General features: G+C 64.7%; 25 protein-coding genes, 1 tRNA gene and 1 other RNA gene. 8 read left to right on the forward strand and 19 right to left on the reverse strand.

Features of this window, described 5'->3' with window-relative positions; translation table 11 throughout:
* Positions 1-43 precede the first annotated feature (43 nt).
* The 4 genes from G7Y82_RS04665 to G7Y82_RS04680 all read right to left on the reverse strand — a co-directional run bounded on the left by G7Y82_RS04665 (position 44) and on the right by G7Y82_RS04680 (position 2,160).
* Positions 44-352 carry a hypothetical protein gene (locus G7Y82_RS04665; RefSeq protein WP_168146852.1) on the reverse strand — a complete coding sequence of 103 codons (309 nt, stop codon included), beginning with the start codon at positions 350-352 and terminating at the stop codon, positions 44-46.
* On the reverse strand, positions 349-1,104 hold the full coding sequence (locus G7Y82_RS04670) for a phage head spike fiber domain-containing protein (protein ID WP_168146853.1): 756 nt from the start codon (positions 1,102-1,104) through the stop codon (positions 349-351). The genes G7Y82_RS04665 and G7Y82_RS04670 overlap by 4 nt, the downstream gene beginning before the upstream one ends.
* A 140-nt stretch (positions 1,105-1,244) precedes the next feature.
* Positions 1,245-1,829 (reverse strand): hypothetical protein, encoded by a 585-nt coding sequence (locus tag G7Y82_RS21175; RefSeq protein WP_206370325.1) that lies wholly within the window; start codon positions 1,827-1,829, stop codon positions 1,245-1,247.
* Between the two features lie 49 nt (positions 1,830-1,878).
* A complete protein-coding gene (locus G7Y82_RS04680; RefSeq protein WP_168146854.1) occupies positions 1,879-2,160 on the reverse strand; it encodes a hypothetical protein in 282 nt (93 codons plus the stop codon).
* Positions 2,161-2,340: 180 nt separating this feature from the next.
* Here G7Y82_RS04680 and G7Y82_RS04685 point away from each other — a divergent pair.
* Both G7Y82_RS04685 and G7Y82_RS04690 read left to right on the forward strand, forming a co-directional pair.
* Positions 2,341-2,471 (forward strand) — tRNA-OTHER (locus tag G7Y82_RS04685).
* A gap of 293 nt (positions 2,472-2,764) precedes the next feature.
* Positions 2,765-3,790, forward strand: a complete 1,026-nt coding sequence (locus G7Y82_RS04690) for a class 1 fructose-bisphosphatase (RefSeq protein ID WP_168146855.1) — start codon at positions 2,765-2,767, stop codon at positions 3,788-3,790.
* Between the two features lie 51 nt (positions 3,791-3,841).
* On the opposite strand, the gene G7Y82_RS04695 is transcribed toward G7Y82_RS04690, so the two are convergent.
* A complete protein-coding gene (locus G7Y82_RS04695) occupies positions 3,842-4,741 on the reverse strand; it encodes a DnaJ C-terminal domain-containing protein (protein WP_168146856.1) in 900 nt (299 codons plus the stop codon).
* Between the two features lie 169 nt (positions 4,742-4,910).
* On the opposite strand from G7Y82_RS04695, the gene G7Y82_RS04700 reads away from it, so the two are divergent.
* From G7Y82_RS04700 to yihG, 3 genes are all read left to right on the forward strand, one after another.
* A complete protein-coding gene (locus tag G7Y82_RS04700) occupies positions 4,911-5,405 on the forward strand; it encodes a protease complex subunit PrcB family protein (RefSeq protein ID WP_168146857.1) in 495 nt (164 codons plus the stop codon).
* Complete coding sequence (locus G7Y82_RS04705) at positions 5,402-5,875, forward strand: nuclear transport factor 2 family protein (RefSeq protein ID WP_168146858.1); 474 nt, start codon at positions 5,402-5,404, stop codon at positions 5,873-5,875. Before G7Y82_RS04700 ends, G7Y82_RS04705 begins: the two co-directional genes overlap by 4 nt.
* Positions 5,876-5,966: 91 nt before the next feature.
* Positions 5,967-6,881 carry a 1-acylglycerol-3-phosphate O-acyltransferase, YihG family gene (gene yihG, locus G7Y82_RS04710; protein ID WP_168146859.1) on the forward strand — a complete coding sequence of 305 codons (915 nt, stop codon included), beginning with the start codon at positions 5,967-5,969 and terminating at the stop codon, positions 6,879-6,881.
* A 29-nt stretch (positions 6,882-6,910) separates the two neighbouring features.
* Here yihG and metW read toward each other — a convergent pair whose 3' ends face one another.
* The 4 genes from metW to proC are packed head-to-tail and all read right to left on the reverse strand — an operon-like array spanning position 6,911 to position 10,087.
* Positions 6,911-7,510, reverse strand: coding sequence for a methionine biosynthesis protein MetW (gene metW / locus G7Y82_RS04715; RefSeq protein ID WP_366515619.1), 600 nt, complete (start codon positions 7,508-7,510; stop codon positions 6,911-6,913).
* A gap of 2 nt (positions 7,511-7,512) precedes the next feature.
* Positions 7,513-8,688 (reverse strand): homoserine O-succinyltransferase MetX, encoded by a 1,176-nt coding sequence (metX, locus tag G7Y82_RS04720; protein WP_168146861.1) that lies wholly within the window; start codon positions 8,686-8,688, stop codon positions 7,513-7,515.
* Between the two features lie 7 nt (positions 8,689-8,695).
* Positions 8,696-9,253 carry a YggT family protein gene (locus G7Y82_RS04725; protein ID WP_168146862.1) on the reverse strand — a complete coding sequence of 186 codons (558 nt, stop codon included), beginning with the start codon at positions 9,251-9,253 and terminating at the stop codon, positions 8,696-8,698.
* The gene (gene proC / locus G7Y82_RS04730; protein ID WP_168147140.1) at positions 9,254-10,087 is read right to left on the reverse strand and encodes a pyrroline-5-carboxylate reductase; all 834 of its coding nucleotides are present in this window, start codon (positions 10,085-10,087) and stop codon (positions 9,254-9,256) included. It lies immediately after the preceding gene.
* A 129-nt stretch (positions 10,088-10,216) separates the two neighbouring features.
* Here proC and ilvA point away from each other — a divergent pair, with 129 nt between their 5' ends.
* Positions 10,217-11,734, forward strand: coding sequence for a threonine ammonia-lyase, biosynthetic (gene ilvA, locus G7Y82_RS04735; RefSeq protein WP_240954103.1), 1,518 nt, complete (start codon positions 10,217-10,219; stop codon positions 11,732-11,734).
* Between the two features lie 14 nt (positions 11,735-11,748).
* Here the strand turns inward: ilvA and G7Y82_RS04740 are convergent, their stop codons facing one another.
* From G7Y82_RS04740 to sohB, 8 genes are all read right to left on the reverse strand, one after another.
* Positions 11,749-12,216, reverse strand: a complete 468-nt coding sequence (locus G7Y82_RS04740; RefSeq protein WP_168146864.1) for an EVE domain-containing protein — start codon at positions 12,214-12,216, stop codon at positions 11,749-11,751.
* The gene (locus G7Y82_RS04745) at positions 12,201-12,770 is read right to left on the reverse strand and encodes a 5-formyltetrahydrofolate cyclo-ligase (protein WP_168147141.1); all 570 of its coding nucleotides are present in this window, start codon (positions 12,768-12,770) and stop codon (positions 12,201-12,203) included. Before G7Y82_RS04745 ends, G7Y82_RS04740 begins: the two co-directional genes overlap by 16 nt.
* Before the next feature lie 7 nt (positions 12,771-12,777).
* Positions 12,778-12,960: non-coding RNA, 6S RNA (gene ssrS / locus G7Y82_RS04750), on the reverse strand.
* A 45-nt stretch (positions 12,961-13,005) separates the two neighbouring features.
* Positions 13,006-13,326 (reverse strand): cell division protein ZapA, encoded by a 321-nt coding sequence (locus G7Y82_RS04755; protein ID WP_168146865.1) that lies wholly within the window; start codon positions 13,324-13,326, stop codon positions 13,006-13,008.
* Positions 13,327-13,328: 2 nt separating this feature from the next.
* The gene (locus G7Y82_RS04760; protein WP_168146866.1) at positions 13,329-13,517 is read right to left on the reverse strand and encodes a hypothetical protein; all 189 of its coding nucleotides are present in this window, start codon (positions 13,515-13,517) and stop codon (positions 13,329-13,331) included.
* Between the two features lie 93 nt (positions 13,518-13,610).
* Positions 13,611-15,050, reverse strand: a complete 1,440-nt coding sequence (locus G7Y82_RS04765) for a DegQ family serine endoprotease (RefSeq protein ID WP_168146867.1) — start codon at positions 15,048-15,050, stop codon at positions 13,611-13,613.
* A gap of 81 nt (positions 15,051-15,131) precedes the next feature.
* Positions 15,132-15,764 carry a YbhB/YbcL family Raf kinase inhibitor-like protein gene (locus G7Y82_RS04770; protein WP_168146868.1) on the reverse strand — a complete coding sequence of 211 codons (633 nt, stop codon included), beginning with the start codon at positions 15,762-15,764 and terminating at the stop codon, positions 15,132-15,134.
* A 38-nt stretch (positions 15,765-15,802) separates the two neighbouring features.
* Entirely contained in the window at positions 15,803-16,846 is a 1,044-nt protein-coding gene (gene sohB / locus G7Y82_RS04775) for a protease SohB (protein WP_168146869.1), read from the reverse strand.
* Between the two features lie 206 nt (positions 16,847-17,052).
* On the opposite strand from sohB, the gene G7Y82_RS04780 reads away from it, so the two are divergent.
* Complete coding sequence (locus G7Y82_RS04780) at positions 17,053-18,243, forward strand: OmpA family protein (RefSeq protein WP_168146870.1); 1,191 nt, start codon at positions 17,053-17,055, stop codon at positions 18,241-18,243.
* Positions 18,244-18,372: 129 nt separating this feature from the next.
* Here G7Y82_RS04780 and hemH read toward each other — a convergent pair whose 3' ends face one another.
* Both hemH and G7Y82_RS04790 read right to left on the reverse strand, forming a co-directional pair.
* On the reverse strand, positions 18,373-19,452 hold the full coding sequence (gene hemH / locus G7Y82_RS04785) for a ferrochelatase (RefSeq protein WP_168146871.1): 1,080 nt from the start codon (positions 19,450-19,452) through the stop codon (positions 18,373-18,375).
* Positions 19,453-19,511: 59 nt separating this feature from the next.
* Positions 19,512-20,921: an amino acid permease gene (locus G7Y82_RS04790; protein WP_168146872.1), complete on the reverse strand. Its 1,410-nt coding sequence runs from the start codon at positions 20,919-20,921 to the stop codon at positions 19,512-19,514.
* A gap of 280 nt (positions 20,922-21,201) precedes the next feature.
* Between G7Y82_RS04790 and G7Y82_RS04795 the strand changes: the two genes are divergently transcribed.
* Positions 21,202-22,443, forward strand: coding sequence for an MFS transporter (locus tag G7Y82_RS04795; protein WP_206370330.1), 1,242 nt, complete (start codon positions 21,202-21,204; stop codon positions 22,441-22,443).
* The last annotated feature ends 14 nt before the right edge of the window (positions 22,444-22,457 follow it).

The raw sequence follows: 22,457 nt of genomic DNA on the forward strand, positions 1-22,457 counted from the left end.
TCGCACCCACCGAAATTGCGAGTCCAGCGTAGGAGCGGAGGGGCTATTCAACCCATAGTTTGCGCACAGGCGCCGTGGGCACGATCAGCAGTTCGGTCGGCAGGTCGAGAGCGGCACCCGAGTAGACGTTGGCGTGCCAGTACGGGGTGCCGTTCTCATCGGCGCGCGGCGCCATCCCGTCGACCGGCCCGTCGTCAGTCTCGATCGTGTTTCCGGTCGGCTCGTAGATGGCACCGATCTCGTCCCAGATGATGCCCTGCGACGGAGTGCCGTCTGCGACGAGCGCGCCAGCGGTGATGCACGCATCGATGATCGTCGTCCGGCTGGTGCTGCGGAGGCAGTACGTGTTCATGCGGCGACCGCCCAGTCCGGATTCGTCGCGGCGACTCCGAGCGGGTAGGCGGTGACCTTGCGTACGCGGTAACCGCTGCCGTTGCGGGGCAACAAGTTGTAGTTACCAGCCGGAACCCCGCTGCGCCACTCGCCGCCATTACGATCCTGAACCAGAAGATCACAAGTCCTCGGGAGCGTGAGCACACAGGTGTCTGCTGCACGCGTGACCGATGAAGATCCAGGATTTTTTATGTATGAGGTAACGTCGGCTCCAGGCTCGACCTGCGCCATCGTGACCTCTAGCCCATTGCCGTTTCCGGGGTTCAAATAGAGCGGATAAAAATACGCTGACGTGCACCCCGAAGGTATCAAAACAGAATTTGAAATCTTTGCCCAAGGCGTGCCGACGATAGGCAACGCGGGAGCGCTTAATTCTGACCCTGAGGTGACATTATAAAACCGCCGCGCAAGCCCCGCCTCTATGTTTTGGTAATAACTTGAAAGCGTATAGGTGTTTCCCGGGGCCACCGCTACCGCCCCAGTTCGCACAAATGAAGAATTGGCCGTGGTCGTCAATTTATTTCCTGTGATGGTCCCATCCGGGGCCACAGAAAAATTATTGACGATCGTAATATTGCTAGGATTCCACTGCGCCGCATCCTGCGAGTACGGATATAGGTTCGTCCGCTGAGGTTCGATCAGCAGGCCAAGCTGTTGCAGAGTTCCTGGATCGTAGTCAAACCGAGCAACGTCACTCGTTTCGTACACCATCAGTCCAGCGCTATTGAAGCGTGATCCGCTGCTGGAACGGGTCAGCGTCGCCCCTGACGGCAGTGCAGACCCAGTGAAGTCGAAGGTTGGGAACGCTCTGAGCGCTGAGCCCATTGCAAGAAGCCTGTTCGCGCGCGCCCTCACAGCAGTTCCGAGACCTCAAGCGTGCCATCGGTCGTCGCGTTCCGGATTACCGCGATGTTCGGCGTCGCCGGGAGCGCCACGTCGATGCGCTCGCCGGCGCCGATGAAATGCGATGTGGCACTCGCAGTCTGCGCGGCCGAGCCGATCGAGTAGCGGATGTCGGCACCGCGGGCGTAGAGACTGGCCCGGCGCGCGGTCGTGGTCAGCACCGTGTTGGCGCTGGCCGAGCTCGCGGCGAGCTGCCGCGCGACCCCCGGAACCGACAGCACCTCAGTGGGGGAGCGGCCATTCGTCAGGGCGGGGATGCGAGCGAGCAGCGTCGTCCAGTTCGCGAGCGCTCGCTTGACGAAGGCGAGCAGAGAGAACGTGCCGGCGTCGCTGGTGGCAGCCGCGTCGGCCGGCGCGCCCAGGGCGGTCGCAGCAGCAGTCTCCTGCGCGAGCTGAAGCTGCTGATTTGCGGCGCTGGCGTCGCCACCGCTGCCGCCGCCGCCCGGGTTGGAGAGGACGACCTTGCCGTCGTCGTCGACGAGCACAGGCTTGCGCACACCTCCGGCGGTTCGGCCCGAAATTTCCTGAGTCATCTGCGCGCGTCCGGCTGAATTTTCAGCAGCATGCGAGCCTGCGGGGGCGTCAAGCCACAGGGCGGCGATTGGCAGGGTCGAGGTCGTTGACGGCAGCGATGAGCCGCGCGCGGAACCGCCGAAGTGGCCTGCGCAGCCGACGAGGGAGTGCGCTGCGCTGGTTGAGCGCGTCGGTAATGCGTAGCAGCGCGACAGAGATGCGGTACTGGATCATGGGTCGGTCCTGACGGTGGCCGACACCCACAATATGCCTCGCCGCGCGCGATTGCGCGGGAAAGGTCGGATTTTCGGGGGTGTTATTCCTGGTTTGGCGGTTTTCGGTGCTCGGCATGGGGCGGCTCCTGCTTCTGAACATCCAGCCGACATCATGTAGATATGACGTCGACATCTTTGCCGGCAGGAAATCGGCCCGACAGGTGTGCTAGGGCTGCTCTTCCAGTATCGCTGTTCCTGATCGCAGTCAATGCTGTATCACTGGCCTGCTGTAGGCCGATGCAAATCAATGGCTTGCGCGCCTCGTTATTCGGTAATTGTGATACTGGCGAGATAAATTAAGTTAATGATTTTATTGTTAAAAATTAACATTTGAGCACTTGGCTACGAACTAAGGGGTCGGAGGTTCGAATCCTTCCGGGCGCGCCATTTAAGCAACAAAAAAAGCTCCTTCGGGAGCTTTTTTTGTTTGTGGTGCCACAAAACGGAAGGATTCGAACCTCCGACGAACAACGACGCTTCGATGATCCGCGCGGTGCCGAATCATCCTTCTAGCCGCTGCTCGGAATGCGCCGAGCGTTCTAAAGCTGTCCCGAGGCGTCGGCCGGGCTTTGCCGTCTTCCGGCAAACGATGCCGCGCGACAAGCGGCGCGGGCACCACTTTTTGCAAAGCAGCTGCGGGGCCGGGAGAATAGCGCCCCCGACACGAAACCCGGTGCCGCATGAACCCCGCGAAGAAACCGATTGCCCTGACCCGATTCCTGATCGAGGAGCAGCGGGCTGGACACATCAATGCCGACCTGCGTTTGCTGATCGAGGTGGTCGCCCGTGCCTGCAAGGCGATCTCGCACGCGGTCAACAAGGGTGCACTGGGCGGCGTGCTCGGCGATGCCGGCACCGGCAATGTCCAGGGCGAAGCGCAAAAGAAGCTCGACGTGCTGTCGAATGAAATCCTGCTCGAAGCCAACGAATGGGGCGGCCACCTGGCCGGCTGTGCGTCCGAGGAAATGGACGATTTCAGCGAGATTCCGAACGCGTTCCCGAAGGGCAAGTATTTGTTGCTGTTCGATCCGCTCGACGGTTCGAGCAACATCGACGTCAACATCAGCGTCGGGACGATCTTCTCGGTGCTGCGTTGTCCGGAGGGCGTGGAGAAGCTTGAAACCAAGCACTTCCTGCAGTCCGGTGCGCAGCAGGTGGCGGCCGGCTATACGGTCTATGGGCCGAGCACGATGCTGGTGCTGACGGTGGGGCACGGGACGCATGCCTTCACGCTGGATCGCGAGCTTGGCTCGTTCCTGCTGACCCAGCGTGACATGCAGATCCCGGCGGACACCAAGGAGTTCGCGATCAACATGTCGAACCAGCGGCACTGGTATCCGCCGATGCAGCATTACATCGACGAACTGCTGGCCGGCAAGGAAGGCGCGCGCGGCAAGGATTTCAACATGCGCTGGGTGGCCTCGATGGTCGGCGACGTGCATCGCATCCTGACGCGTGGTGGCATCTTCATCTACCCGCGGGACAAGAAGGATCCGGACAAGCCGGGCAAGCTGCGCCTGTTGTACGAAGCAAACCCGATGAGCTTCATCGTCGAACAGGCTGGTGGTGCGTCGACGGACGGCCTGACGCGGATCATGGAGATCGAGCCCAGCAAGCTGCATCAGCGCGTCGCGGTGTTTCTCGGCTCGAAGAACGAAGTCGAGCGTGTGACGCAGTACCACGCCGACGCTGCAAAATCGTCGTGACGCGATAACGAAGAAGGCCCCGCTGAGCGGGGCCTTCTTCGTTTGGGCGGTTTAGGCGCGAGGCTGGAAGTCCGTGAAGTGTGCGGCCATCTGCTCATAGAGCGCGCGATCGGCGTCGCTGCTGGCTGGCGGCTGCACGATCTGCATCACGACGAACTGATCGCCGGCGGCTTTGCCGGGCAGACCGCGTCCCTTGAGCCGCAGTTTCTGGCCGCTGCGACTGTTCGCCGGCAGGTTCAGCTCGACCTTGCCGCCCAGCGTCGGAACTTCGATCTTGCCGCCGAGCGCGGCCTCCCACGGCGCGATGTTGACGGTCACGGTGACATCGCGGCCGTCGAGCTTGAACTGCGGGTGCGGCCCGAACTCGATTTCCAGCAGCAGGTCGCCGCCCTGTGTGCCCTGGCCGGCAAGACGAATCGTCTGGCCGCCGGTGACGCCCTTGGGGATGCGCACTTTCAGCGAGCGGCCGCCGACATTGATCTGACGCTCGGCGCCGGTATACGAGTCTTCGAGTGCGATGGCCAGGCGCGCGCGCGTGTCCGGCGCCTCGGCACCGGCGAAGTCCTGGAAGCCGCGGCTGCCACCCATGCCACCCATGCCACCCATGCCGCCGAACAGCTGCGAGAAGAAATCGGAGAAATCGGCGCCGCCGCCACTGAACCCGCCGGCCGAGCGGCCACGGCTGAAGCCGCCACCACCCCAGCCCGGCGGCGGTGTGAACTGCTGACCAGCCTTCCAGTTGGCGCCGAGCTCGTCGTAGGCCTTGCGCTTCTCCGGGTCGCCGATGACCTCGTTGGCTTCGTTGACTTCCTTGAACCGGTCTTCGGCGCCAGCGCTCTTGTTACGGTCCGGATGAAATTCACGCGCCAGCTTGCGGTAGGCACGCTTGATCTCATCCGCCGACGCAGAGCGCGAGACACCGAGAATCTTGTAGTAATCCTTGTATTCCATTGTGCGTAGTCGTGACCGAACGCCAATCTAAACGAAAGCGGGACGTCTGATGCGCGGACAGCCTCTTGTGATCGGCCGTCACAACGCAATACCAGCAGAAAAGATGAGGGTTGCCACGCGTCTTTCAAGCGGGCGTCAAAGCGGCGGTAAAACCGCTACTATCGTCGGCATGAGCAAGGCAAGAAATAGTGCGGCGCTGATCGCCGGCATGCTGCTGCTGAGTGCTTGCAGCACCATCGGATCGCTGTTCGGGCCCGACGAAACCATCCGCGTCGGCGAGATCGGCCGCTCGCTGCAGTGCGGCGCGCAGAGCGCCGACATGAGCATGCAGGCTTTCGCCAGCGCTGACGCGGTGCGCGCGTGGCAGCAGACCAGCGGGGTCGAGCTGATCCGCGGTGATCAGTCGATGCAGGCCGGAACCTACGTGCTGATCCAGACCGGCAAGCGGCCGACCGCCGGCTATGGTCTGGTGGTGGCGCCCGAGGCGCCGGTCTACGATCGTGTGGTACGCCTGCACGCAACCCTGTTCACGCCGGGCGCCGACGCGATGGTCGCGCAGGTCGAAACCAGCCCGTGCGTGCTGGTGCGCCTGCCGGGACCGGCCTGGAGCGGCGTCGCGCTCTATGATCAGTCCGGCAAGCGCCGCATTCAGGTGAAGCCGTGAAGCGCGGCTGGATGCGCAGTGCGCTGCTGTGGTCGGCAGCGCTGATCAGCGGTCCGGCTGTGGCGGCCGGCGCGCCGAGCGCTGACGCGCAGGCTGCGGCTGCCGTGGTGACCGCCTTTCACGCCAGTCTGGCGTCGCAGAATCGGCAGGCTGTACTCGACACGCTGGCACCGGACGTGGCGATCTTCGAGCAGGGCTACACCGAGAGTTCGCGCGACGTCTACGGCGGTGGTCACCTCGACAGCGATCTCGAGTTCGCGAAGACCACGACCTACACGCTGGGGCACCGCGAAGCCTATGCGGACGGAAACACCGCGTGGGTGATCAGCCAGGGCCGTACGACCGGCTCGTTCGCGGATCACAAGGTCGACATCGACAATACGGAAACCATGGTGCTGCAGCGTCGCGACGGGCAGTGGAAGATCGTCCACATCCATTGGTCGGCGCACCCGCGCGGCAGCGACGAGTAGGGTGGCCAGCCGCTCTTGGCCGCGCGGCGCTTGCGTCCGCGGCGGGGGCGGTTAAGCTTTCAGGCGGCCAACAACAACACCTATTACCGCCATGCTCCACTGGTTGCCGGCGCCGCTACTCGGCGTCGTTTCATCGCTGATGCTCGTGCTCAACACGCTGCTGTGGATCGTGCCGGTCTACGGCCAGATCCTGCTCAAGCTGCTGACGCCGAAGAAGAGCCGCGCCCGGCACCTGATTTCGGCGGGCATCGCCTGGGCCTGCCAGCACTGGGCGCTGTTCAACGTCTGGATCACGGATTCCTTGATGCGCATCGACTGGGATGTGCGCATGGAGGCCGAGATCGACCCCAAGGGCCAGTATCTGGTCTGCGCGAATCACCAGACCTGGAATGACATTCTCGGCCTGATTCGCGCATTCGGTACGCGCGCGCCATTTTTCAAGTTCTTCCTCAAGCGCGAACTGATCTACGTGCCGGTACTGGGCCTGGCCTGGTGGGGGCTCGACTATCCGTTCATGGCGCGCCACACCAAGGAACAGATCGCCAGGAATCCGGCGCTGAAAGGCAAGGACATCGAGGCTACGCGCCGGGCCTGCGAGGCCTTTCGCGACCAGCCGGCGCTGATCCTGAACTTCCTTGAAGGCACACGCTTCACGCCAGCAAAGCAGGCGCGGCAGAAGTCGCCGTACCAGCATCTGCTGCGACCGAAGTCGGGTGGCTTCGCGTTCGCGCTGTCGGCGCTCGGCGAGCGCCTGCACTCGCTGATCGACGTCACCATCGTCTATCCGGACGGACCGGTCGGATTCTGGGATTTTCTCTGCGGCCGGATGCGCCGCGTGATCATCGAAGTCCGCAAGCTGGAAGTGCCCAGCGAGCTGTTCCACGGCAGCTACGAGAACGATCCGGAATTTCGCGCGCGCTTCCACAGCTGGATCGGCGCGCTGTGGCAGCGCAAGGATCGACGCATCGCAGAATTGCTGGCCGAAACCCGCACAACGGCGGCGTAGCGTTCGCCGGCCTGCGTCCGGTGCCGGTGCTAGCGCTGCGCCGGCGCTTCGAGCAGATACATCGCCACTTCGGTCATCAGGTTCGGTGCCAGCCGGCTGGCGACGCCTTCGCGATGTGCGCGGCTCAGCAGATGGCGATCGAGAATGCGCCAGCCGCGGCTGGCGCACAGAGCCTCGAAATCGTCGACCGTGCACAGGTGAATATTCGGCGTATCGAACCAACGTGACGGCAGTGCCGGCGTCACCGGCATGCGGCCGGCGATCAGACCCAGGCGCACGCGCCAGTGGCCGAAGTTGGGGAAGGTGACGATGCCGGTGCGGCCGACGCGCAGGATTTCGGCGATCGCCTCGTCCGGCCGTTCCAGGGCCTGCAGCGCCTGCGTCATCACCACGTGGTCGAACGAATTGGTCTCGAATTCCGGCAGGCCGAAGTCGATGTCGGCCTGGATGACGTTGATGCCGCGTGCGATGCAGCGGGCGACGTTGGCCGGGTCGATCTCGAGGCCGTATCCGCGCACGCCGGCATGGGTCGACAGGTAGTCGAGCAGCGTGCCGTCGCCGCAACCGAGGTCGAGGATGCGCGACTGCGGCTTGATCCACTCGCAGATCGGCGCAAGGTCGGGGCGCAGGCTCATGCCGACACTCCGTCGCCCGCTGCCTCGAATGCGCAGGCGATGCGATGCAGATAGCCGCGCATTACGTCGTGATAGTGCGGAATCGGCATCAGGAAGTCGTCGTGACCGAGCTGCGATTCAATCAGCGCGTAGGAGACGTCGCGGCCGGCGTCGACCAACGCCTTGACGATCTCTCGCGAGCGCGCCGGCGAGAAGCGCCAGTCGCTGGAGAAGGCGATGACCAGGAAGCGCGCCGCCGTGCGTTCGAATGCCGCTTCCAGGTGATCGTCGAAGTCGCGCGCCGGATCGAAATAGTCCAGCGCCTTGGTCATCAGCAAGTAGGTGTTCGCATCGAAGCGATCGACGAACGACTGGCCCTGGTAGCGCAAATAGCTTTCGACTTCGAACTCGACATCGAAATTGAAGGTCGGCGCCGCTTTCAGGTCGTTGCCGAACTTGGCGCGCATCGCCGCGTCCGACAGGTAGGTGATGTGGCCGAGCATGCGCGCCAGCTTGAGGCCGCGCGACGGCACGACGCCGTGATCGTAGAAACGACCGCCATGGAATTCCGGGTCACTGAGGATGGCCTGGCGGGCGATCTCGTTGAACGCGATGTTCTGCGCCGACAGCTGCGGCGCCGAGGCGATGACGACGGCGTTGGCGAGCCGGTCCGGAAAGTCGATGGCCCACTGCATGACCTGCATGCCGCCGAGTGAACCGCCGACGATGGCGGCCCAGCGCGCGATACCGAAGTGGTCGGTCAGCAGCGCCTGCGAGCGCACCCAGTCACGCACGGTCAGCAGCGGGAAGTCCGGGCCGTAGGGCTTGCCGGTCTGTGGGTCGATGGTCGCCGGGCCAGTGGAGCCGCGGCAGCCGCCGAGGTTGTTGAGCGCGACGACGAAGAAGCGCTCGGTGTCCAGCGGCTTGCCGGGGCCGATGCAGTTGTCCCACCAGCCGGGCTTGCGGTCGTCCGCGCTGTTGAAGCCGGCGGCGTGGTGGTCGCCCGACAGCGCGTGGCAGATCAGGATCGCATTGGAGCGCTGTGCGTTGAGCGTGCCGTAGGTCTCGACCATCAACTCGTGGCGCGGCAGCGTACGGCCGCAATCGAGCGGCAGCGGCTGCTCGATGGCGATGCGCTGCGGGGTGACGAGGCCGACCGAGCCGACAGCCGTGGCTGCCTCCGTTGCGTTCATCTAGCGCTTAGCGGAACGCGCCGGGCAGCGGCAGCAGGCGATTGAAAACCTGCAGCACCAGCATGACTACCAGCGGCGACAGATCGAGGCCCGACAACGGCGGAATCAGGCGACGAACCGGGCGCAGCACCGGCTCGTTGAGGCTCCAGAGGATGTTGCTCGCCGGATTGTTCACGCCAGGGCCGAGCCACGACAGGATGGCCTGCACGAAGATCGTGAACGTGTACAGATTGACCGTCATCACGACCAGCTTCAGCGCTGCATACCAGACCGCCGACGGTAGCCCGATCGAGAAGCCGAGGATGCCGGTGACGACGTAGATGTAGATCACCGCCAGCAGTGCCAGCATCAGCAGGATCGCCAGATTGACGTTGCGGATGTTCGGCATGTGCGGGCGCAGCCAGTCGCCCGGATAGCGCGTCGCCTTCCAGATCGCCTGCGAAATCGGGTTGTAGAAATCGGCGCGCGTCCATTGCAACAGCACGCGCATCAGATAAATCCACAACGCGAGGTCGAACAGCGTGGTGACCAGGAACAGCATCGCGTTGGCAGCGTTCGCGCCCATTCAGGTTTCCTTCGCCAGGGATGCGCCCAGCTCACGGCTTCGGGTGGCCGCGGCGTGCATCGCATCGTTGAAGATCGCGCGCAGGCCCGCGCTCTCGAGGTGCCGCAGCGCGGCTTCGGTGGTGCCGCCCTTGGACGTGACGTTGGCGCGCAGTTGTGCGACGTCAATCTGCTTGGCAAGCCCGTCTTCGGCCATCTTGGCGGCGCCGATGAACGTCTGTACCGCCAGCGTCGACGCGATGTCGGCGCGCAGGCCGAGCTTTTCGCCGACTTCGCGCATCGCTTCGGTGACCAGGAAGAAATACGCCGGGCCGGAGCCGGACACGGCGGTCACGGCTTCGATCTGCGCTTCGTTGTCGAGCCAGACGCAGGTGCCGGCGGCGCCGAGCACATAGCTGGCCAGATCGCGCGCGGCGGCCGGCACCGTGTCGTCGGCGTACAGGCCGGCGATGCCGGCGCCGAGCAGCGCCGGCGTGTTCGGCATGGTGCGCACCAGATAGATGTCGGCGTCGCCGAGCCACCGGCGCAGTGTCGCCAGCTCGATGCCGGCGGCGATCGACACCAGTACGCAGCCGCTCGGCAGCGTCAGGCCGCTGAGCACGTCGTGCATTTGCTGCGGTTTGACGGCCGGTACCACGACCTGCGCATGGTCCAGCACTGCGCTGGCGTGGTCCGCAACGTCGACGCCGAACTGGGCGCGCAGCCAGTCGCGCCGCGCCGCGTTTGGTTCGGCGACTGCGATTCGCTTGGGGTCGTGGCCGGCCTGGATCAGGCCGCCGATCAGGCTGGCCGCCATGTTGCCGCCGCCGATAAAGGCGATTTGTGCTGACATCAGATACGTCTTGCGAGGCAGGTGTAAGAGTGCGCGTTATCATAGGCGATACCCCGCATTCAGACGATGCCCCAGCACGACACCGCCGTGAGTTCCCGCTCCTCCCCCGCAAGCAGCGCGCAGGTTCGTAAGCTGCTCGAGCACTATCGCGCGCGCATCGAAAATGCGCAGGTTTACGACGTCGCCAGCGTTTCCGCGCTCGATTCGGCGCCCAAGCTGTCGCAGCGTATCGACAACCGCGTGCTGCTCAAGCGCGAGGATCAGCAGTCCGTGCACTCGTTCAAGCTGCGCGGCGCCTACAACAAGATCGTGCAGTTGTCGCCGGAACAGCGCGCGCGCGGCGTGGTGACCGCGTCGGCCGGCAATCACGCGCAGGGCGTGGCGCTGGCGGCGCAGCAGCTTGGCATTCCGGCACACATCGTCATGCCGCGCACGACGCCGGCATTGAAGGTCGAATCGGTCAGGGCGCTGGGCGGCAAGGCGATCCTGCACGGCGATGCTTATGACGACGCGCGCGAGCATGCCGAGCGTCTGGTCGCCGACAAGGGTTGGACCATGGTGCACCCCTACGACGATCCGGACGTGATCGCCGGACAGGGCACGATCGGCCGTGAATTGCTGCAGCAGTGCGGCAACCTCGACGCGGTATTCGTGCCGGTCGGCGGTGGCGGCCTGTTGGCGGGCGTCGCCGCCGCGATCAAGTCGGCGAATCCGAAGATCAAGATCATAGCCGTCGAGCCCGACGATTCGAACTGCTTCGAGGCGGCGCTGCGTGCCGGTCGGCGCGTGGTGTTGCCGCGGGTTGGGTTGTTCGCCGACGGCGTCGCGGTGCGCCAGATCGGCGAGGAGCCGTTCCGCGTCGCGCGCCACTTGGTCGACGATACGGTGCTGGTGTCGGTCGACGAGATGTCGGCCGCCACACGCGACATCTTCTACGACCGTCGCGCCTTGCCGGAGCCGGCCGGTGCGCTGGCGGTGGCGGGGCTGAAGCGCTGGGTGCACGAGCACGGCGTGACCGGCAAGACGCTGGCCGCGATCATTTCCGGCGCCAACGTCAACTTCGACCGCCTGCGTCACATCGCCGAGCGCGCGGAACTGGGTGACGACGCCGAGGCTTTGCTAGCCGTTACGCTGCCCGAGCGGCCGGGTGCGTACAAGCAATTCGTTCGTCATCTCGGTCGCCGTCCGGTGACCGAGTTCAACTACCGCTATGCCGAAGGTGGGCAGGCCCACGTGTTCGTTGGCCTGAAACTGGCCGGTGGCAACGAGGAGCTCGAGGCGCTGATCAAAGGTCTGCGCGACAGCGGCTATCCGGTTGCCGATCTGCGCGGCGACGAGATGGCCAAGGAGCACATTCGCTTCATGGTCGGCGGTCGCGCCCCGGGTCTGGCCGACGAGCGCTTGTTCCGTTTCGAGTTTCCGGAGCGTCCCGGCGCGCTCGCCGATTTTCTGCAAGCGATCGGCTCACGCTGGAACATCTCGCTGTTTCATTATCGCAACCACGGCGCCGCCAACGGCCGCGTGCTCTGCGGTCTGCAGATTCCGAAGAAGGAATGGGCGCAGTGTCGGCGCACGCTGGATACGCTCGGCTATGCGTACGCCGAGGAAACCGACAACCCCGCCTATCAGCTGTTCCTCGGCACGCACTGAAGGCGACCGCGCCGTTATTTGCCCTCGAGCTTGAGGATGTAGTCCCAGTGCGCCGGCTTGACCGGCGTCACCGACAGGCGGCTGCCAGGTGCAAGGAGCATCATTCCGTGCAGTTTCTTCTCGTGCGCGCGCAGCGTTGCGAGTGAAATCGGCTGTGCGAGCTTGCGCTCGAATTGCACGTCGACCAGCAGCCAGCGCGGCTCTTCGCGCTTGGATTTCGCGTCGTAGTAGTCCGATTTCGGATCAAACTGCGTCGGGTCGGGATAGGCCGTCGAGACGACCTTCATGACGCCATAGACGCCAGGCACCTTGGTGTTGGAGTGATAGAAGAACGCCAGATCGCCAACCTTGAACTGATCGCGAAACATGTTGCGCACCTGGTAGTTGCGCACGCCATTCCACGGCTCGGTTTGCTGCGGGCGCGTTTCGAGATCGTCGATCGAAAACGTGTCCGGTTCGGACTTCATCAGCCAGTAGGCCATCGGGTTCCTTGTTCGGTGATGATCGCGTCGAGCCGGATGTCCCAGGGCTCGCGGGGAAGATGCTCGGCTTGCTGCAGCGCGTAAGCGTAGCCGAGATAGCGCGGTCGCTGTGCGATGCGCGGTCGCGCCAGCCAGCGATCGTAGAAGCCGCCGCCATTGCCGAGGCGGTTGCCACGAAGGTCGAAGCCGACCAATGGCAGGATCACCACATCGAGCTCGGCGCGGTGCGCGCGTGATCCGCGCGTCGCCGGCTCTTCGATGCCGAGGCGATTGCGGCGCATCGGCGCCCCGGCACGCAACCATTCGAAATGCATCACGCCGGGTGCGGTGATGCGCGGTACGGCGATGCGAAGCCCGTGCTGCTGCAGTCTTTGAATCAGTGGGGCAGTGGGCAGCTCGCTGCCGTAAGCGAGATAGAGGGCAACGCGGCGGGCGCGCCGCTGGGTAATCAGCTGCAGTGCGTATTGCGCGGCGGCGATCGCTGCGCGGCGACGCTGTGCGGCAGAAACACGAAGGCGCCGCGCGCGAATCTCGCGACGCAGCGCCTTTTTCAGAAGATAGGTGTCTCCCGCCTGTGCCGTCATCGGTTTTCGACCTTGAGACGTAGTCTCAAGTGGGCACCGCGCCATGCCATCGGGCTTCCCACTGCGAGGTAGGCCTGCACGCCCGGCGTGGTTATGGTTCCCGGGGTTTTGCAAATAGGCTCAAGGGTACCAGACCGATTCGCGTACACCGCAGGAGACACGAGACAAGAATATCACGAGCGACTTGCCGAACCCTGACCGCTCGTCATTCGAGCGACATCGTCGAGTCGATATCGAGGGCCAGCTGACGCAGGCGCTGTACGGTTTCCGGGTCGGGCTGGGCGACGCCGTCAACACCGCGCAATTCGAGCAATTCGCGCGCGATGTTGAGCGCCGCCATCACGGCAATGCGCTCGGCGCCGAGCGCCTTGCCGCGCTTGCGGATACTGGTCATGCGGTCGTTGAGATAGTCGGCCGACTTGACCAGCGCCTCGTGTTCGTCGGGCGGGCAGGCAACGTTGTATTCCTTGCCCATGATGCGCACGGTGACGCTGAGCGATTCCGATGGATCCTTGGTCGCGGTCATGCTCACGGCTCCGATTCGAGTGAACGGACACGTTCGAGGATGCCTTCGATGCGCCGACGCAGCTCGGCGTTGAGCGCCAGCAGACGATCGCGTTCCTGCAGGGCGCGCTTTTCCTCGAGTCGAGCCTGCCGATAGGCGGCCATCAGGCGCTGCACGCGGTCCTCGAGCTGTTGGAGTTCGTCTTCGATCATCTGCTTTGACGGCAACAAAAAAGGCGGCGACCCCAGTATAGAACGTCTACCGGGGCCGCCGCCTCTACGGCTTGCGGCTAAGGCTGCAAGAACTTACTGCAGGACCAGGAACAGCGCTCCCGGACCGCGGCGGATCTGCAACAACAGCGCTCCCTTGCCGGCCACCATCTTCTTGAACTGACCCAGCGATTCGACCGGCTGCTTGTTGACGGCGACGATGATGTCGTCCGGCTGCAACCCGGCGCGGGCGGCCGGCGAGTTCTGCTTGACGTCCTTGACGATGACGCCGCTGTCGACACCGGCAGCATTGGCGGTGTCGTCGTCGAGCGGCGCGAAGGTCGCACCGGCCAGACGCGGCGCCGTGTCCTTGGTCATCGTTTCGCTGCTCGCCGTCGAATCGTCCTTGCCGACCTTGACCGTGACAGTCTTCAGCTTGCCGTCGCGATACAGCTTCATGTCGACCTTGTCACCGACGCGGAGCAGACCGACCAGGCTACGCAGCTGACCGAAGTCGATGATCTGCTTGCCATTGGCTTCGATGATCAGGTCGCCCGGCTTGATGCCGGCCTTCTCTGCCGGCGACTTCGGCATCACGCGGCCGACCAGGGCGCCGTGATTGCTCGGCAGGTTGAGCGCCTTGGCCAGTTCCGGTGTCAGCTCCTGACCGCCGACGATGCCGATGTGGCCGCGATCGACCGAGCCGTGCTCGATCAGCTGGCCCATGATGCTCTTGACCAGGTCGACCGGAATCGCGAAGCCGATGCCGACGTTGCCGCCCGACTGCGAATAGATCATCGACGGCAGGCCGACCAGCTGGCCCTTGAGGTTGACGAGCGCGCCGCCCGAGTTGCCCGGGTTGATCGACGCGTCGGTCTGGATGAAGTCGCCGATGCCGTCGCTGATGCCGGTGCGGCCCAACGCAGAAACGATGCCACTGGTGACGGTCTGGCGCAGGTTGTACGGCGAGCCGATGGCGACGACGAAGTCACCGACCTGGAGCTGATCGGAGTCGCCGAGCGGCAGCGCCGTCAGGTTGTCGGCCTTGATCTGCAACACGGCGATGTCCGTGCCCGGGTCGCGGCCGATCAGCTTGGCGTCGAACTCGCGGTCGTCGTTGAGGCGAACCTTGATTTCCTTGGCGTCCTTGACGACGTGATTGTTGGTGATCACGTAGCCCTTGGCAGCATCGACAATGACGCCCGAGCCGACCGACTGGAACTCGCGTTCCTGCGTCTGACCGCCGTCACCCTGGTCGCCAAAGAAGCGGCGGAAGAACGGGTCGTCCATCAGCGGGTTGTGGACTTCCATCTCGCCGGTGACGGAGATGTTGACGACGGCCGGCATGACCGGCTTGAGCATCGGCGCCAGCGAGGGCACGCCGCCGGACACTGGCAACGACTGCGTCGTAGTCGGCGTGGCCGGGACGTCGGCACGCGCCGCCGGCGGTGCCGACGACATGATGAAAGCCGCGACGAGGATCGATGCCGAGACGGCAATCGGTGCGATGAGCTTTACGGCGAATTCTTTTGACATGAAAAATTTTTCTCGTCATCTCGCTGCAACGAGCAGCGGCGGATAGACCGCGGTCCTATCGAATAGTTTCAGATTTGCGGCTCAGGGCAGCCGGACGGCCGGATTGAGGCTGTAAACCCCGACTATCGACGCCTTCGCAAGCACATGGCCGTCCACGGCCTTGCGCAAATCTGCGACCGAAAATCCGGCGCCGAGTTCGATGTTCGGTACATCGAGCGCCATGACCTCGAAGGTATATCGATGCACGCGCTCGTCATTCCACGGCGGGCAGGGGCCGTCGTAACCCAGATATTGGCCTTCCATCGCGTCGTCGCCGGCGAACCAGCCGGTGTAGTCGTTCTGCCCCTGCTGACTGCCATCCGGGCCGCTGGGCGCGGCCTTGCCGTGTGCAACGACGCCATTGCTGCAAGCGCCTTCTTCGAGCTGGGTGACGTCCGCCGGGAGGTTGATCATCAGCCAATGCACGAACTCGGCACGTGGCAGTGACGCGGCGACCGAAGCGCCTTCCTTGTTGACGTGGTCCGGGACCGTCGGCGCATCGGCGTCGATGCAGGTTACGACAAAGCTGCGCGTCGCCTGCGGGGCACCGCGCCAGGCCAGCTGCGGGTTACGGTTGCTGCCGAGGCGGATGTGGCCGGCCGGCGACTTCACGGCAAAGGCACAACGGCCCGGGATGCGGCCGGTGCGGGCGAGGCTGCGGCTCGTTAGTTTCATGGTCTGCTCCTGATTCGATGGGGGAGGGTGCGCGGCGTTCAGCGCCAGCGCGGCAGTGCCGTTTCCTCGACGCTACGGCGCAGGCCCAGCCCGAGCCGGACCAGTCCTTCGGACAGGCGCTGCGTGAGGCGCTGACGGCGGCGGAAGCTCAGGCCGAGCAAGTCTGCTTCCCGGCTCCGCGCAAGCAGGTAATCGTCGCTGGTCTGCAGCAAGTCGACCAGGCCCAGCTCCAGTGCCTGAGACCCGAACCAGTGCTCGCCGGTAGCCACCCGTTCGATCTCCAGGCTCGGCCGATAGTCCGCGACGAAGCGTTTGAACAGCGCATGCGTCTGTTCGATCTCCTCACGGAATTTCTCGCGACCGGCGTCGGTGTTTTCGCCGAACAGGGTCAGCGTCCGTTTGAAATCGCCAGCCGTATGAAGTTCATAGTCGACATTCATGCGCTGCAGCAGGCGGTGGAAGTTCGGCAACTGCGCGACGACGCCGATCGAGCCGACGATCGCGAACGGCGCGGCGACGATGCGGTCGGCGACGCAGGCCATCAAGTAGCCACCGCTCGCGGCCACCTTGTCGATCGCCACGGTCAGCCCGATGCCGGCGCTGCGCAGGCGTACCAACTGCGAGGCGGCCAGTCCGTAGCCGTGCACCATGCCGCCCTCGCTTTCAAGTTGCAGTACGACCTCGTCCTGGCCCGGGCGCGCAACCTGCAGCACGGCGCTGATTTCCTCGCGCAGCGAGTCGACCGCCGACGCTTGCAGGTCACCGTGGAATTGCAGGGCGTAGACGCGCGGCTTGTCCGGGCTTTGGCCCTTCTTGGCCTGCTTGCGGCGCTTTTTCTCGTCGGCCTGACGCTCCTTTTCGAGGGCCTTGTGCTGGGCTTCGTCGAGCACCTCGTCGCGGATCGCATCCGCCAGACGTTCATAGCGCCGGTTCAGGTTGCGGATGTCCAGGCGCTCCGCGCCACCGCCACCACGGGCTTCGCGGGCCAGGCCGAAAATCAGGATCGCCAGCCCGCCGACGGCGATCACCCAGGTCAGGGCTTTGGCGAAGAACAGGGCGTACTGCGTGAGGAATTCACTCATCATTCAGTCAATGTGACGCAAGTCGCTGGAAAACTTCGAAATAGCGCGGCAGAATGACTGCCTGTGGCCAAGGATGGCAAGCGCGTGCTGCAGCACAACATCTGTGACGTCTGTGCTGCATTGCAAAATGCTTGTTTATACTATCGTGGCTTGACGCGCTTTATGGGGTTGTACGGAACAACTTTGAATAGGTTGGGAGATTAACGATGAAAAGACTGCAGCGTGCAGCACTTGCACTCTTGCTGGCTGCTGGCGCCTCGCCGGTGCTCGCGCAGGAGTCCGATGCGCCGGATCTCCGGCCATATTTCAATGGCGGCTACGAATATTCGTTTGCCGATCATGACCGCAAATCAGATGACGGCAACGGTTCGTGGCTCGGCTACGGCTGGTCGCTGAACAAGTTCTGGGGCCTGGAAGTCCAGGGCAACTGGGATCAGTTCAACAGCGAAAGCTCGTCGAAGGCGAACAACTGGCGCCAGTGGGGCGCTCAGCTGGACGGCCTGTTCTTCTACTCGCGCAATCCGTCGTTCTCGCCGTACGTCGTGCTCGGCGCCGGTGGCATGAAGCAGGAACAGCGCAACCCGCTCGGCAACGCCGGGCATGACAGCTCGATCAACCCGTTCATCGAATCGGGTGTGGGCTTCTTCTCGTATTTCGGCGAAACCAAGACCGTCGGCATCCGCCTCGACGCCCGCTACCGCTGGCTCGACACCGACAGCGATTACGCCAACGTCAGCTCGTTCGGTGAGCCGGTCATCAAGATTGGTCTCGTGACCAAGCTTGGCGCCGTGCCGGAAGCGGCGCCGGTTGCGCCGGTCGTCAAGGACTCGGACGGCGACGGCGTGCTCGATGACGCCGATCTCTGCCCGGGAACCCCGAAGGGCGTGAAGGTTGACGCCAAGGGCTGCCCGATCGACTCGGATGGCGACGGCGTGCCGGATGGCATCGATCAGTGCCCGGGCACCCCGCCGGGTGTTGCGGTCGACGACAAGGGCTGCCCGACGACGCTCGGCTCCGGTCGCTTCAAGATCACGGGCTCGGGTGCGGACCTGCGCTTCGAGGACGTGCACTTCGAGTTCGACAAGTCGAATCTGTCCGACTACGCCAAGGAAATGCTGGACGATGCGTCCAACGTCATTGAGCAGGTCTCCGAGAAGTATCCGGGCCTGAAGGTCGATGTCTCCGGTCACACCGACTCGGTCGGCACCGAAGGCTACAACCAGGGTCTGTCGGAACGCCGCGCCAACGCCGTCAAGGATTACCTGATCCGTAAGGGCGTCGAAGCGGGCCGCATCAGCACCTACGCCTACGGCGAGTCGAAGCCGATCGCTTCGAACGACACCGCGGAAGGCCGTGCTCAGAACCGCCGTGCGGAAACCCGCACCCGCGGCGAGTAAGCCGACCGAAGGTCGAGATGTGAAAAACCCCCGCTGCGCGAGCAGCGGGGGTTTTTTTATGGCCGGCCCGGAAGTCCTGAAGGCCGACGACGGCAACGCGGCGCCATCAGGGCGCCGCGAAGCGGGCGTTCAAAGGGCGCGGGTCAGCATCGCGATGCGCGCCGGATCGGCGGCCTGCGGATCGACCGGGGTTGGTGCCATCGATGCCTGATAGGGGGCTCTGGCCAGTTCGGCCAGCAGATCGAGATGCGCATCGCTGGCGTTGAGGGCCGGGATGTAGCGCAAGGCTTGGCCGCCGGCGGCACGAAACTGTTCACCGTAGCGCAGCGACACCTCTTCGAGCGTCTCCAGGCAGTCGGCCGCGAAGCCTGGGCAGATCGCGTCGATGGTCTTGACGCCGCTGCGTGCCAACCGCTCGATGACGACGTCGGTGTACGGCGACAGCCACTTGGCGCGGCCGATGCGCGACTGGAACGCCAGCGTCCACTGCTCTGGCGCCAAGCCAAGCTCGGCGGCCAGCAGGCGTGCGGTCTTCTGGCAGAAGCAGTAGTACGGATCGCCGCGTTCGAGGCAGCGGACCGGGATCGAATGGAACGACATCAGCAGATGTTCGCCGCGGCCATGCGCATCCCAGTGCGCGCGGATGCTGGCCGCCAGCGCGGCGATGTAGGCGGGCGCGGCGTAATAGCCGTCGACGAAGCGCAACTCCGGCCACCAGCGCATCGGTCGCACGTGATCGAGCACGGCTTCGAACACCGTCGTTGTGGTAGTCGCCGAATACTGTGGGTACAGCGGCAGGACGACGATGCGGCGTGCGCCCTGTTCGAGTAGTTCATCGAGCGCCGAAGCGATCGACGGCGAGCCATAGCGCATGCCCAGCGCGACGGGTACGTCGGTGCCGAGACGGGCCTGCAGGCCGGCCTGCTGCGCACGGCCGATCGCCAGTAGCGGTGAGCCCTGTTCGGTCCAGATCGCGCCGTAGGCGTGCGCGAGCTTGCGCGGCCGGAACGGCAGGATGAAGCCGTAAAGAATGGGCCACCACAGCGCGCGCGGCAGTTCGACGACGCGCGGATCGCCAAGGAATTCGGCGAGATAGCGGCGGATCGCATCCGCGGTCGGTGCGTCCGGCGTGCCGAGATTGGCGATCAGCACGCCGCAGCGCTGCGGCTGGGTATGCGGGGTTTGTAGGCTGGCGGAGGTTGGATTCATCCACCGATCATACGTGCCGCGTCGCCTGGCGGCGACGCGGCACTTTTCAGCGGTTGGCGTCAGGCGGTGGGCGTTGCCAGTGCGCTGCGATGGCGCGAGTAGAGGAAGTAGATCAGCAGGCCGATCACCATCCACACCGAGAACGCGATCCAGGTCAGACCCGGCAGGCTGGCCATCAGCGCACCGCAGAAGCCCATGCCGAGGATCGGCACCAGCGGTACCCACGGCGTGCGGAACGGGCGCGCCATCTTCGGTCGCGTGCGGCGCAGGACGATGACGCTGAGACAGACCAGGAAGAACGCGCCGAGCGTGCCGAGATTGACGAGTTCGGCGACCTTGCCGATCGGCGACAGCCCGGCGATCAGGGCGATGACGACGCCGGCGCCGATGATCAGGCGCACCGGCGTTTGCGTGCGCGGATGCAGTCTTGCCATCGGTGACGGCAGCAGACCGTCGCGGCTCATGGCGAGGACGATGCGCGTCAGGCCGTAGAACAGCACCAGCATGACGGTGGTGATGCCGAAGATCGCGCCGGTCGCAACCAGGCCCTGTGCCCAGCTGATGCCGAGCGTGCCCATCGCCGCGGCAATCGGCGCCTTCAGGTCGATCTGCGTGTACGGCACGACACCGGTCAGAATGCCGGATACGACGATGTAGAGCAGCGTGCAGATGGCGAGCGAGGCCAGAATGCCGATCGGCAGGTCACGCTGCGGATTGATCGCCTCTTCGCCGGCCGTCGATACCGCGTCGAAGCCGATATAGGCGAAGAAGATCAGCGCGGCGGCAGTGGCTACGCCCATCACGCCGAAATGCGACTGGCCGTTGGCGTCGACCACGCGCTCCGGGATGAACGGCGTCCAGTTGTCGGTGTTGATGTGCGGCGCGGCGATGGCGATGAAGATCGCGATCGTCGCCAGCTTGATGACGACCATGACGCCGTTGAAGCGTGCCGACTCCTTGACGCCCCACGACAGCAGCACCGCGAGGACCAGGACGATGACGATCGCCGGCACATTGCAGATGCCGCCCTCCGATGGCGACGACGTCCACTCGGCCGGCAGTTCGATGCCGAAGAAGCCGGACAGAATCTTCGCGAAGTAGCCCGACCAGCCGATCGACACGGTCGCCGTCGCCACCGTGTATTCGAGCAGCAGCAGCCAGCCGATGACCCATGCCGGGAACTCGCCGATGCCGGCGTAGGCGTAGCCGTAGGCGCTGCCGCTGCCGCCGATCGCACTGGATAGTTCCGCGTAGCACAGTGCCGAAAAGGCGCAAGCCAATCCCGAGAGCACGAACGACAGCACGATGGCCGGGCCGGCGTGCTCGGCGGCGGCGACGCCGGTCAGCACGAAGATGCCGGTACCGATCACGCAGCCGATGCCGAGCAAGGTCAGATCCCACGCGGTCAGACAGCGGCGCAGGCCGGTATGGGCATTCGGATCAATCGCTTTAGTGCGCATCAGGCTCATGCGGTGGGGCTCCCCCGAAGTGTTCGGGCGATTATGCACAAAGCCGGCCAAGAGCCCGACGGGAAAGACCCCCAGGCGCAACGATCGGATGTGTGCTTGGCCTGGGTGCGAAGGACTGCGACGATCAATGCCGATCGGCAGAAAATTGATCGCGGCGCGGTCTCGCGACCTTTTATCCTATGCGGCTGGACGCTATGCGAGTCCGTATTTGCGATCTTCGCTCGCCACGCTCATACATTCCGCGCGTGGTGGCGGTGCCGGAATCACCAGGGCTCACGCTGTGCAAAACCCCCCACACCCTTTTTCATTCCGCGACTTTCGTCTGTTCTGGATCGCGCGCCTGGCCACGACGCTGGCGCAGAACGGCATGGTCGTCGTGATCGGCTGGCAGGTCTACGACATTGCCCGTGCGTCGATGGCGCCTCGCGATGCCGCCTTGTGGCTGGGGCTCATCGGACTCGCGCAGTTTTTGCCGCTATTTGCGCTGACGCTGGTCACCGGCTGGGCGGCCGATCGTCTCGACCGTCGCGTGATCGTGCGCCTGTGCCTGGGCGCGCAGCTGATCTGCGCGGCGGCGCTGGGCACGTTGACCCACGCCGGGCAGATGTCGTTGACGCCGCTGTTCGTGGTCGCGATCGTCCTCGGCATCGCCCGCGCGTTCTACGCACCGGCGCAGAATGCACTCGGCCCGAACCTGGTGCCGCGCGAGATCTTGCCGCGCGCCATCGCATTGGGTGCGATCGCCAGCCGCAGCGGCGCGATCGCCGGCCCCGCGGTGGGCGGCTATCTGTATGCGCTGGCTCCCTTTGCGCCCTATGCCTTCGATGCACTGCTGTTCGCGCTGGCCTTCTTCTGCGTGATGCTGATCCGGCCGGTCGCGGTGACGGCGATGAGCCGCCAGCTGCATCCATGGCGGCAGATGCTGGAAGGGCTGCACTACATTCGTCGCAATCGCGTGGTGCTCGGCGCGATCTCACTGGACCTGTTTGCCGTCCTGCTGGGTGGCGCAACCGCTATGCTGCCGATCTATGCGCGCGACATCCTGCACGTTGGCGCTGCCGGTCTCGGCGCGCTGCGCGCCGCGCCCGCCGTCGGCGCACTGGTATCGGCCCTGTGGTTCACCTACCGGCCGCTGCGCAGCGACATCGGCGTGAAGATGCTGATGGCCGTCGCGATCTACGGGGTGGCGACGGTGGTATTCGGCCTGTCGCGCATGATGCCGCTGTCGTTGATCTGTCTCGCGGTTCTGGGCGCTGCCGACATGCTGTCGGTCTATGTGCGGCAGTCGCTGATCCAGATGTCGACCCCCGACGAGATGCGCGGGCGTGTCGGCGCGGTGTCGACGATGTTCGTGTCCGCATCGAACGAGCTTGGCGAGGCCGAATCCGGGTTTCTCGCGGCGCTGATCGGCCCGGTGGCGGCCGTTGTCCTCGGCGGCGGTGGCGCGGTCGTGATGGCCGTGTTGTGGGCGCGCGCGTTTCCGGAGCTGCGGGAGGCGCGAAACTTCGATCTGCCGAAGTAGGCTGCGGCGCTGAG

It is taken from the genome of Solimonas marina (assembly GCF_012241385.1).
Lineage (GTDB): Bacteria > Pseudomonadota > Gammaproteobacteria > Nevskiales > Nevskiaceae > Solimonas > Solimonas marina.

What these genes read in the sequence shown, in the direction of transcription:
- G7Y82_RS04665 (WP_168146852.1), bottom strand. Translation starts at nt 352, where the DNA reads ATGAACACGTACTGCCTCCGCAGCACCAGCCGGACGACGATCATCGAT.
- G7Y82_RS04670 (WP_168146853.1), bottom strand. Translation starts at nt 1,104, where the DNA reads ATGGTGTACGAAACGAGTGACGTTGCTCGGTTTGACTACGATCCAGGA.
- G7Y82_RS21175 (WP_206370325.1), bottom strand. Translation starts at nt 1,829, where the DNA reads ATGACTCAGGAAATTTCGGGCCGAACCGCCGGAGGTGTGCGCAAGCCT.
- G7Y82_RS04680 (WP_168146854.1), bottom strand. Translation starts at nt 2,160, where the DNA reads ATGCCGAGCACCGAAAACCGCCAAACCAGGAATAACACCCCCGAAAAT.
- G7Y82_RS04690 (WP_168146855.1), top strand. Translation starts at nt 2,765, where the DNA reads ATGAACCCCGCGAAGAAACCGATTGCCCTGACCCGATTCCTGATCGAG.
- G7Y82_RS04695 (WP_168146856.1), bottom strand. Translation starts at nt 4,741, where the DNA reads ATGGAATACAAGGATTACTACAAGATTCTCGGTGTCTCGCGCTCTGCG.
- G7Y82_RS04700 (WP_168146857.1), top strand. Translation starts at nt 4,911, where the DNA reads ATGAGCAAGGCAAGAAATAGTGCGGCGCTGATCGCCGGCATGCTGCTG.
- yihG (WP_168146859.1), top strand. Translation starts at nt 5,967, where the DNA reads ATGCTCCACTGGTTGCCGGCGCCGCTACTCGGCGTCGTTTCATCGCTG.
- metX (WP_168146861.1), bottom strand. Translation starts at nt 8,688, where the DNA reads ATGAACGCAACGGAGGCAGCCACGGCTGTCGGCTCGGTCGGCCTCGTC.
- G7Y82_RS04725 (WP_168146862.1), bottom strand. Translation starts at nt 9,253, where the DNA reads ATGGGCGCGAACGCTGCCAACGCGATGCTGTTCCTGGTCACCACGCTG.
- G7Y82_RS04740 (WP_168146864.1), bottom strand. Translation starts at nt 12,216, where the DNA reads ATGGCCTACTGGCTGATGAAGTCCGAACCGGACACGTTTTCGATCGAC.
- G7Y82_RS04755 (WP_168146865.1), bottom strand. Translation starts at nt 13,326, where the DNA reads ATGACCGCGACCAAGGATCCATCGGAATCGCTCAGCGTCACCGTGCGC.
- G7Y82_RS04760 (WP_168146866.1), bottom strand. Translation starts at nt 13,517, where the DNA reads ATGATCGAAGACGAACTCCAACAGCTCGAGGACCGCGTGCAGCGCCTG.
- G7Y82_RS04765 (WP_168146867.1), bottom strand. Translation starts at nt 15,050, where the DNA reads ATGTCAAAAGAATTCGCCGTAAAGCTCATCGCACCGATTGCCGTCTCG.
- G7Y82_RS04770 (WP_168146868.1), bottom strand. Translation starts at nt 15,764, where the DNA reads ATGAAACTAACGAGCCGCAGCCTCGCCCGCACCGGCCGCATCCCGGGC.
- sohB (WP_168146869.1), bottom strand. Translation starts at nt 16,846, where the DNA reads ATGAGTGAATTCCTCACGCAGTACGCCCTGTTCTTCGCCAAAGCCCTG.
- G7Y82_RS04780 (WP_168146870.1), top strand. Translation starts at nt 17,053, where the DNA reads ATGAAAAGACTGCAGCGTGCAGCACTTGCACTCTTGCTGGCTGCTGGC.
- hemH (WP_168146871.1), bottom strand. Translation starts at nt 19,452, where the DNA reads ATGAATCCAACCTCCGCCAGCCTACAAACCCCGCATACCCAGCCGCAG.
- G7Y82_RS04790 (WP_168146872.1), bottom strand. Translation starts at nt 20,921, where the DNA reads ATGAGCCTGATGCGCACTAAAGCGATTGATCCGAATGCCCATACCGGC.